Here is a 10260-nt window from a genome sequence, read left to right as displayed (position 1 = left end):
GTTGACCCCTCGGGACAGACCGTCATTGCCGGGCGCGCCACAGCGGGTGTCTCGCTGCAGGTCTTGCTGGACGGCGTGGTGCTGGAACAGGTCGAGGTGCAGCCTGGCGGAGAATTTGTCGCCTTTGCCTCCATTCCCCCCAGCGCCCAGGCTCGGGTGATTTCCCTGCGGGCCGAAGCCGAGGGGCAGATGCGCCTGTCTGACAGCAGTTTCATCCTGGCCCCGGCCAGTCAAATTCCGGCCAGCTCTGCCCCCGTTGTGGCCTCCAACGCTACAGATGACACTGCGGCAGAGGCGGCAGAAGAGGCAAGGCAACTGGCTGAGGCGGCCACCACCGAGGCGCCCGAAACGCAAGAGGGCGACATAGCCCAGAACGAAACAGCCCAGAACGAAACAGTTCAGAACAGCTCTACTGCGGCCACCGACGCACCGGCTGATATCTCTGCCGTTGAAACAGAGACCCAGGTGGCCAAAACCGAGGCGCCTTCGTCGGCCACGGCTCCTGCTACAGGACCTGCCAAGGCGCCTGGCGGGGTTGTTGTAGCAGAAGCACCCGCTTCGGTTCAGCCCTCAGCTGAGGGCGAGGCTCCTGCGGCCACAGTTACTGCCGATGCGGAAACCACCGTGAGCGAGCCGGAAGCTACCAGCCCCGGCGCGGCGGAGGTCCGCACCGAGGTCGCCACCGAGACCGCACCCCAGCCTGCGCCCGCGCAGGTGGCGGTTCTGCGCGCCGATGCCGAGGGGGTGACCCTGGTGCAGCCCGCCGCACCCAAGCCACAGGACAAGGTGGTTCTCGACACCATCAGCTATTCCGACCTCGGTGAGGTGCAGCTGGCTGGCCGTGCTGGTCCGGATGCCGAAGTGCGGGTCTATCTCGACAATGCGGCGGCGGGCCAGTTCCGGGCGACCCAGACTGGCAATTGGGGCGGCAACCTGCAGGCGGTTGATCCCGGTGTTTACACCCTGCGCCTGGATGAGGTGAACGCCGAGGGCAAGGTGCTCAGCCGCCTGGAAACCCCGTTCAAACGCGAGGCACCGGAAGTATTGCAATTGCCAGCCGCGGACGGTCAGGCGGATGCTGAGGCTCCGCTGGTGCGCGCAGTGACCGTGCAAGAGGGCGATACGCTTTGGGCGATCTCGCAAAAACGCTACGGCAGCGGATTCTTGTATGTTCGGGTGTTTGAGGCCAATCACGAAGCCATTCGCAACCCGGATCTGATCTATCCCGGTCAGGTCTTCACCATTCCTGAATAACTCGGGCTCGACGTGACAAAGGCGCCCTGCGGGGCGTCTTTTTACGCGTGCCTCTGGTGGTGGTGCCACCAGCCCCCTATCTGAGACTCAATGAGCCAGGAAAGCGCAATCCATGCCCCCAGCCGAAACCGATATTGCAAGTGATGAGCGCCGCTCCGGTCTGCGTACCCTGCGCCGAATGGGGCCTTATCTCTGGCCAAGCAAACATCTCTGGGTCAAGCAGAGGGTTGTGCTCGCCATTGCGGTGCTGGTTCTGGCCAAGCTGATCGCGGTCTATACGCCGATGCTCTACAAGGGGGCGGTGGACAGCCTGGCCGCCGAAGGGGTGCCGCCTTTGGCACTGGGGGCGGTTGGGCTCACCGTGGCTTACGGCGTGGCGCGGATCTTCACCACCGGGTTTCAGCAGCTGCGTGATGTGATCTTTGCCCCTGTCGGCCAGCGCGCCCTGCGCCATCTGGCGCTTGAAACCTTTACCCATATCCATCGCCTTTCGATGCGCTATCACATCACCCGCAAAACAGGCGGGCTGTCGCGGATCATCGAGCGCGGCGTCAAGGGGGTCGAATTCCTGCTGCGCTTCATGCTGTTTTCCATCGGCCCGCTGGTGCTGGAGCTGACCCTGGTGGCGGTGGTGCTGACGGTGCTGTTTGACGCCTGGTATCTGGTGGCGGTGGCGGTGACCATCGGGCTCTATGTCTGGTTCACCTTTGCCATCACCGAATGGCGGGTGAAACTGCGCCGCGAGATGAACAAACAGGACACCGATGCCAATCAAAAGGCCATCGACAGCCTGCTGAACTATGAAACTGTGAAGTATTTTGGCGCTGAACAGCGTGAGGCCGCACGTTATGACGGGTCCATGCGGGCCTATGCGCAGGCAGCTCTGAAAACTGCCTATTCCCTGGCTTTTTTGAACTTTGGTCAGAGTCTGTTCATCACTGCCGGTCTGGTGGCCGTCATGGTGATGGCGGCTCTGGGCGTGCAAAATGGTGAGCTGACGGTCGGCGATTTTGTCATGGTCAATGCCTATATGATCCAGATCACCGTGCCGCTGAACTTTCTTGGCACAGTGTATCGTGAAATCCGCCAGAGCCTGGTGGACATGGGGGAGATGTTTGACCTGTTGGAACAGCCAGCAGATGTGAGCGACGCCCCAGAGGCGCGGGAGCTAAAAGTCTCAGGTGGTGAAATCCGCCTCACTGATCTGCGTTTTGGCTATGACAGCGAGCGCGAAATCCTCAAGGGTGTGTCTATGGTGGCAGGGGCGGGTCAGACCGTGGCGATTGTGGGCTCGACCGGGTCGGGTAAATCCACCATCGGACGGCTGTTGTTCAGGTTCTATGATGTCACCGGCGGCGCGCTGACCATCGACGGTCAGGATGTGCGACAGGTGACCCAGCAAAGCCTGCATGCCGCCATCGGTGTGGTGCCGCAGGACACTGTGCTGTTCAACGATACCATTCGCTACAACATCGCCTATGGCAAAGCCGGCGCTGATCAGGCCGCTGTGGAGCAGGCCGCGCGGGATGCCCAGATCCATGATTTTATCACCAGTCTGCCAGAGGGCTATGACACCCAGGTGGGCGAGCGGGGGCTGAAACTCTCGGGCGGTGAGAAACAGCGGGTGGGCATTGCCCGAACCCTGCTAAAGAACCCGCCGATCCTGCTGCTGGACGAGGCCACCTCGGCGCTGGATACTGATACAGAGCAAGAGATCAAGGATGCGCTGGAACGCGCAGCGAAAGGGCGCACAGTGCTGACCATTGCCCATAGGCTCTCTACCGTGGCTGAGGCGGATCTGATCGTGGTGCTGGAACAGGGCGAGGTGGTGGAGCAGGGCAGCCATGACGAGTTGCTGGCCCGCGAAGGGCGCTATGCGCATCTGTGGCATCGCCAGCAAGCGGATGACCAGGCAGCCTGAGGAGGTTCCGATATAAAGGGGGCGGCCCATCGGCACGCCCCCAAATTCTTTTTGTTAGGCTGTGCTACAGCTCGACCCGAACCTCGTGCATCCAAAGCTTGGCTGGCCGCGACAGCATAAACACCACCACATCGGCCAGATCATCGGGCTCGGTAAAGATATGGTTGGGGACCTCTTCGCCGGCCTTGGCAAACATGCCGGTATTGGTGCCGCTCTGGTAAAGCCCTGCCACCCGCACACCGGTTTCGGCTTCGTCCTCTTTCAGCACATCGCTGAACCCGCGCACGCCGTATTTTGTGGCCGTATAGACCGACTGACCGGCCTGCGCCACCACGCCGGATTTCGACACAACGTTCAAAATGGCCCCTTCGTCCCGATCGCGTAGGCTCGGCAGGATCGCCTGGGTCAGCTGCATCAACCCGGTGAGGTTGGTCTGCACAGTCTCAATGAGCAGCGCCGGAGAGATTGTGTCCAGGGGGCCGGCCTTGTGCCAGATGCCAGCATTGTTGATCAGTATATCAACGCCGCCAAAATCGCCGATAATCTGCGCCGCGGTGCTGGCAAGCGCCTCTGCATCCGTCAGATCCATCGCATAGCTGCGCGCCTCGGCTGCGCCCTGCGCCTGGGCCTGGGAGCAGACCTCGGCCAGTCGTGCCGTGTTGCGACCCAGAATGGCGAGGCGGCAGCCTTCGGCAGCCAGTTTGAGGCAGATATGCATGCCAATACCATCGCTGCCACCGGTCACCACTACGACTTTGTTTTTGAGCTTCATTGCACTGCCTTTTTCTGTTGCGGATACACTGCTAGAGGCGCTGTCTATCATGCTCGTGGGCCCCGAACATCTGTGAAATCAACCGCGCTCGGGGTTTTCTGCGCGCGCCGCACTATTCGCCCCTGGCGGTTTGCCAAAGCCACCAATCGACAGGGCTTCTGGAAAACTGAAAGGCAGGGTGGCCCTGAACAGAAAAAGGCCGCCGGGGAAACCTCGGCGGCCTTTTTCTGTCTTTGCCAACAGACGGAAACGATCGAACTATTCCGCGGCGCGCAGCGCGTCACCGGACTTGGGTTTGTCGGATTTTTCTTCGAAGGTCCCATCAAACCCTGGCTTGCTGTTTGGTCCCGCCGGGATAATCAGGTCATCCCAAAGGATCTCGCTGGTGGGCAGCTTGCGGGCGCGTTTCTCCAGCTTCATGTCCTGGGCAATACGGCTGGAGCGGCCACCGGTCACGCGGGCCGTAAGACGACCCATCCAGCTGAGGTAGGTCGATAGCCAGACACGGATCGCCAGTAGGGACGGGGTCACCACCAGGGTCAGAACCGTTGCAATGCCAAGCCCAAAGACCACAGCTGTGGCCAGCTGTTTCCACCACAGGGCGGTGGGGCTATCGATTGAATAGCCGCCATTGATGAAATCAAGGCTGATGCCAAACATCATAGGCGCCAGACCGGCCATTGTGGTCACTGTGGTCAGCAGTACTGGACGGATACGGGCCTCGGCGGTGCGAATGATCGCCTCGATCCGGGGCATGTGCTGGCTGAACTCCTGATAGGTATCGATGAGAACAATGTTGTTGTTCACCACGATCCCGGCCAAGGCCACAATGCCGGTGCCAGTCATGATGATAGAAAACGGCTGCTGCATCACCAGCATGCCGATCAAGACGCCAGTGGTTGACAGGATCACCGCCAAGAGCACCAGAACGGCATTGTAGAAGGAGTTGAACTGCGCCAGCAGAATGACAAACATCAAGGCCAGCGCGCCAGCAAAGGCCTTGGACAGGAAGTCTCCGGATTCTTCCTGCTCATCCTGATCGCCAGTCCATTCCCAGGTCACAGTTCGATCCAGTGGCTCGGTCTCCAACCATTTGGTCAGCTGGCCGATCCGCTCATTGGCATTGACCGGGATGATCCGGCCGCCATCCTCCAGGGCAGCGTGCAGGACCTCCGCGCTTTCCGCGGCTTCCAACCTATGAAGAGTGTAGTCATTGCCATTGGAGGCTGAGAAGATCTCATCGCTGGTGATCACCCCTTCGGGCAGGTGTTTGACATAGGCAAGGATCACCTGTTCGCCGCCATCGGGGTCTTCGATCTGTACGGTGCTCAGCCCGGTTTCCACATCAGCCTTCACATCATAGAATCGTTCCTGATCAACGCGACTGATGCTGGCAAGTTTTGGCACAGGCTTGCGGGAGATGAAATTGGAGAGCGGCACTTGCCCGTCCGCGGTGCGCACTTTGAGCGTGTCCAGCGTGGCCAGTACCCGGTCTTCATCGGGCAGGCGCACGCGGATTTCGATCTCTTCGTCCGAAGTGTCAACTCGCATCGTGTCGAGCAAGATCCCACGCGTGACCAGCTGCACCATGGCGCCAACGGTGGCGACATCGGCCCCGTAACGGCCAGCCTTCTCCACATCAACGTCGATCTGCCAGTCGATGCCGGGCAGGGGCAGGCTGTCTTCGACCAGGATCAGCCCCGGCGTGGCATCAAACTGGGCGCGTGCGGCCAGGGCAGAGGCATCCAGTGCCTCCCAACTGTCGCCACGAATACGCAGATGGATGGGTTTGCCGGTGCCGGGGCCCTGCTCCAGCGCTTTGATTTCCACCGCAATACCGGGGATCTTGTCGGTTTCGGCTGTGAGCTCATCCAGAACCGTGTTGCCATCATACTGGGTTGCTGTCACTTCGCGCGTCAGCAGGCCAAAGAACCAGGTCTCGGTCTGGGTGGGGCGATCTTCCCAGGGGATGATTTCGAACTGGATCTGACCAACGGTATCCGCAGGCGATTGATCCGCCGAGGGGCCACCGGTGCTCAGCCCGCCTTCGCCAGCAAAGGAGAAGGCATTGACCACTGCCGGATGCGCCATGATGACCTCTTCGGTCTGGCGCACCATAGCGTCTTTTTCGGCCAGGCTGATATTGCCACGGGCCCGGACATAGGCCGTGGCCTGTTCCGGTTCGGTGGTGACAAAGAATTCCACCCCGTGATTGTTCTCACCAAAGGCTGAAAAAACGGTCATGATGGCAAAACCAACAGCCGCCAGTGTCACTAGAGGCATCACCGGATTGCCGGCGATGAATTTGATGACATGGCCAAAGAACGTGTGATGATAACCGGCATCCACTGCCCGTTCGCGGCGGATGAACTTGGTCGCGCCCAGGGTGATAGAGGCGGCAAAAGCTGAAAGAATGAAGGTCAAACCGCCAAAGGCAACGCCAGCTTGGGAGGCGGTTCCGGGTGGCAGCAGGTATTCGGGGTTCAACATCTGCATGGCCCCGGCAAACATGCCCCAGATCGTTGGTGGTACCAGCAGGGCCCGAAGCCACCAGGGGAAGACCCGGCGCAGCCAGCTGGAGCCGCCTTCGAACATGCGGCTCATCCGGCCAGACAGACCGCCCATAACCGGCAGGTAGATCAATGCGACCACCAAAGAGGCAGACAGAACAAAGATCAGCGTGACGGGCAACATGCCCATGAATTCACCCGGCACACCCGGCCAGAACAGCATCGGCAAGAAGGCACAGAGCGTGGTCGCAGTGGAAGACACGATGGGCCAGAACATCCGCTGCGCCGCCTCAACATAGGCATGCATCGGGCCGGTGCCCTCTTTGATGCGTTTGTCGGCGTATTCCACCACCACAATGGCACCATCGACCAGCATGCCCACAGCGAGGATCAGACCAAACATCACGATGTTGGAGATCGAAACCCCCATCAAGGCGAGGAAGGCAAAGCACAACAGGAAGGAGGTCGGGATGGCAAAGCCCACCAAGAGCGCCGCACGGCTGCCCAAGGAGGCCAGAACCACGATCATCACCAGCGCAACAGCTGTCAGCACCGAGCCTTCGAGCTGGCTCACCATGGAGCCGACCACCCGGCTCTGGTCATTGGAGGTGCCAAGGGTCACGGCGGCTTTGAGTTCTGGTGGCCATTTGGCCTGGGATTTGGCCAACACTTCCTTTACCAGGTCCACGGTGTCGATCAGGTTGAAGCCCTTGCGCTTGACCACCTGCAAGGCAACCGTGTCTTCGCCTTCAAACCGGGCAGTCCCTGTACGGTCTTCAAAGGTATAGTTGATCTCGGCCAGCTCGCCCAGGGTGACAACCCGGTCGCCATTGGTCTTGATCGGCAGCGCGTAGATGTCGTTCACATCATCAAAGGAGGAGGGGATTTTCACCGCAAAGGTGCCCTGTTCGGTCTCTACCTCGCCGGCGGCGATCAACTGGTTGTTGTTCTGCACCACGTTGATCAGCTCAACCGCGGTGACATCGTAGCTTTCCAGCCGCAGCGGATCGATCACCACCTCGACCATCTCGTCCCGGTTGCCGGCAATTGCGGCCTCAAGCACTGCATCCAGCGCTTCAATTTCGTCCTGCAGATCCTTGGCGATACGCGCCATGGTCCGCTCCGGCACCGCGCCGGTCAGGTTGACGATGACAATCGGGAATTCCGAAAAGTTGATTTCGGTGATGGAATATTGCTCTGCCCCATCCGGGAAATCGGCCTGGGCCGTGTTCATGGCGTCGCGCACATCGGCGATGGTGGCGCTTTTGTCCCAGCCAAAGTCAAACTCCAGCAGGATGCCGGCATAGTTTTCGGCGGCGGTGGCGGTCATCTTGTCGAGCCCGTCGAGATCCACCATTTCGGTTTCCATCGGCTTGACCAAAAGAGACTCGCTGTCCACGGCTGAAATGCCGGGGAACTCCACTGAGACAAAGAGCATCGGAATGTCGATATCCGGCTCACCCTCTTTGGGCAGGCTGGAATAGGCAAAACCTCCAACCAGAATGGAAATCAAAATGAAAGCAATGACCATTCTGGCGCGGTCAGCCGCCCAGGAGACAACACCAATCATTGGCTGGCCTCTACAAAGCTGGGTGCCACAGCGACGCCAGAGGTGACAAAATCCTGCCCCATGATGATAACATCAACTGTATCGGGCAGGCCGCCGACCCAAATGCCATCGGCTTCGTCGCGCAGCAGTTCAATGGCGATAAAGCCAGCGGTCAGGTCTTCGCGTACAATGCGAACCCCCAGCTGGCCCTGTTTGTTCAGAGTGAGCGCGGATTGCGGCAATTTATGCGCGGTGGCGCCCTGAGCCGAAATTGCGATATCGGCGGTTTGCCCATCACGAATGCTCAGATCCGGGTTGGCAACGGTGATTTCCACCTCAAAAGTGCGGGTCGACTGATCCGCCGAGCGGCTGACAAAGGTAACTTGCCCCTGAACCACCTCTCCGGTGGCCAGTTCAGCCTGGGCCAGAGCGCCAAGGCCAACTTTGTTGACCAGGGTTTCCGGCACAAAGCCAACAACCTTGATGGTGTCGAGCTGGATGACAGTGGCGCAGTGGTCCCCGGGCAGGACCAGGCTGCCCAATTCGGCGCTGTCGCTTTCCAGCAAGCCGTCAAAGGGTGCGGTGATGGTCAGGCGTTCGATCTCTTTGCGTGCAGCCGCGACCGCTGCAATAGCGGATTCGATGCCTGCGCGGGCGGTCTCTAGCCCGCCCTTGGCGCTGGCGATCCCCGCCACAGCAGAGCGTTCCGCCGCCTTGGAGGCCGCCAGCTTGGTTTCCGAGGTATAGCCGCCTTCTGCCAGTTTCTGCGCCGCAGTAAGGTTGATCTTGGCTTCGCTCAATCTTGCGTTGGCCTCATCCAGGCGTGCCTCAGAAACGGGCATGTTAGCCCGCGCTTCGGTGAGCCGGGCCTGGGCTTCCAGCAGAGCTGCCGGGCGGGTGCCGGGATCAAGTTTGCAAAGCACGTCGCCTTCGCTGACCTGAATGCCCTTACGCAGAGGTTCAGAGATCACTGTCGAGGAGGTCTCGGCGCGCACATCAACCTGACGCACCGCCTGGGTCAGGCCACGCAGGATGACTGCGCTGTCAAAAACCTCGGCCTGGCTGTGCCGGGCTACAACGCCGACGCGGTTTTCAACGATCTGTTCGCTGGCAGGTGCTGAGCTTTCCTCACCTTTCTCAGAAGACGGCGTGTTTTCAGAAAGGGTTGAGGTGTCATCACCGCGGGCAAAGGCAAACAGGGTATCACGCTGGATGACCAGGAAATACAGGCCAACGGAAACCACAATGGCAGTAATTAGGGGGATCAATTTCATCTCGGGCCTTTCAAACTCAATCTTGTTTGGTGAATGCTGGTGACCAAACACACCAGAGATCCCGCCAGATCTATTGGCACTTGATAATGGGCATCTAGGTATTGTCCACACTAAACGGAACAGTTCAGATGACATTTATTGCGAAAATGTGGTGCTTTGGGTTGATTTCCCCTGCACGGGGGCACTTGGCTTGCTGCTACAGGCAGGATATGAGGGGCGAAAGCGGATAAAGATCTCGCCCGCAGTTGCGGAGAGACGGAACTTCAGGGGCAAAGACCATGAGCGACACTGACAGCTTTATCGACGAGGTAACGGAAGAGGTGCGCCGCGACCGTCTGTTTGTGATGCTAAAACGCTATGGCTGGATTGGCGGCCTGGCGGTTGTGCTGATCGTGGGTGGAGCGGCCTTTAACGAATACAACAAGGCCAAAGAGCTTGCAGCCGCACAAAAGCTGGGAGACGATATCGTTGGGGCACTGGCCGAAAATGAAGACGCGGCCCGCGCCGAAGCCCTATCAACCTTGACGGCGGATACGCCCGGGGGGGCTGCAGTCCTGGCAATGTTGCAGGCCGGCGCGCTGGCCAATGCCGACCAATCTGCTGATGCGGTTGCACGGCTGGAGGCCATCGCAGTTGATGGTGATCTGCCCCTGATCTACCGCCATATCGCCAGCTACAAGGCCCTTGGGCTACAGCAGGAGAGCCTGAGCATCGCCGACCGGCGCCTGCAGTTCGAGGCTTTGGCCCAGCCGGGGGCGCCGTTGGCGCTGCTGGCGTCGGAACAGGTGGCGCTTTTGGACATCGAAGAGGGCAACCCGGAGGCGGCGATTACCCGCCTCAAGGAGATCATCGCAGATGCAGGCGTGTCTACGGACTTGAAAGATCGCGCAACGCAAGTGATTGTGGCCTTGGGTGGAACGCTGGATGATGCAGCGCCCGCCGAAGGGTAATTCAACCGCGACATAAAGGTCGTGGAAAAA

6 protein-coding genes are annotated in these 10260 nt (G+C 59.9%); 3 read left to right on the top strand and 3 right to left on the bottom strand.

The features are described 5' to 3' along the window. On the top strand, nt 1–1254 hold a 1254-nt coding region (locus ABJP42_RS17100; RefSeq protein ID WP_348342503.1), incomplete at its 5' end, for a LysM peptidoglycan-binding domain-containing protein. Between the two features lie 112 nt (nt 1255–1366). Further along, nucleotides 1367–3175: an ABCB family ABC transporter ATP-binding protein/permease gene (locus tag ABJP42_RS17095; RefSeq protein ID WP_348342501.1), complete on the top strand. Its 1809-nt coding sequence runs from the start codon at nt 1367–1369 to the stop codon at nt 3173–3175. Nucleotides 3176–3239: 64 nt separating this feature from the next. Here the strand turns inward: ABJP42_RS17095 and ABJP42_RS17090 are convergent, their stop codons facing one another. From ABJP42_RS17090 to ABJP42_RS17080, 3 genes are all read right to left on the bottom strand, one after another. After that, nucleotides 3240–3947, bottom strand: a complete 708-nt coding sequence (locus ABJP42_RS17090; RefSeq protein WP_348342499.1) for an SDR family oxidoreductase — start codon at nt 3945–3947, stop codon at nt 3240–3242. Between the two features lie 258 nt (nt 3948–4205). Then, the gene (locus ABJP42_RS17085; protein WP_348342497.1) at nt 4206–8027 is read right to left on the bottom strand and encodes an efflux RND transporter permease subunit; all 3822 of its coding nucleotides are present in this window, start codon (nt 8025–8027) and stop codon (nt 4206–4208) included. Then, nucleotides 8024–9280: an efflux RND transporter periplasmic adaptor subunit gene (locus tag ABJP42_RS17080; protein WP_348342495.1), complete on the bottom strand. Its 1257-nt coding sequence runs from the start codon at nt 9278–9280 to the stop codon at nt 8024–8026. The genes ABJP42_RS17085 and ABJP42_RS17080 overlap by 4 nt, the downstream gene beginning before the upstream one ends. Nucleotides 9281–9558: 278 nt before the next feature. On the opposite strand from ABJP42_RS17080, the gene ABJP42_RS17075 reads away from it, so the two are divergent. Continuing rightward, nucleotides 9559–10230 (top strand): hypothetical protein, encoded by a 672-nt coding sequence (locus ABJP42_RS17075; protein WP_348342493.1) that lies wholly within the window; start codon nt 9559–9561, stop codon nt 10228–10230. The last annotated feature ends 30 nt before the right edge of the window (nt 10231–10260 follow it).

The organism is Pseudophaeobacter sp., assembly GCF_039971195.1.
GTDB lineage: Bacteria > Pseudomonadota > Alphaproteobacteria > Rhodobacterales > Rhodobacteraceae > Pseudophaeobacter.
Note: the sequence above shows the minus strand (reverse complement) of the source record. Positions and strands in the feature narration are given on the sequence as shown.

Excerpts from the sequence above, each read along its gene's own strand:
- ABJP42_RS17095 (WP_348342501.1), top strand. The coding sequence starts at position 1,367 with ATGCCCCCAGCCGAAACCGATATTGCAAGTGATGAGCGCCGCTCCGGT.
- ABJP42_RS17090 (WP_348342499.1), bottom strand. The coding sequence starts at position 3,947 with ATGAAGCTCAAAAACAAAGTCGTAGTGGTGACCGGTGGCAGCGATGGT.
- ABJP42_RS17085 (WP_348342497.1), bottom strand. The coding sequence starts at position 8,027 with ATGATTGGTGTTGTCTCCTGGGCGGCTGACCGCGCCAGAATGGTCATT.
- ABJP42_RS17080 (WP_348342495.1), bottom strand. The coding sequence starts at position 9,280 with ATGAAATTGATCCCCCTAATTACTGCCATTGTGGTTTCCGTTGGCCTG.
- ABJP42_RS17075 (WP_348342493.1), top strand. The coding sequence starts at position 9,559 with ATGAGCGACACTGACAGCTTTATCGACGAGGTAACGGAAGAGGTGCGC.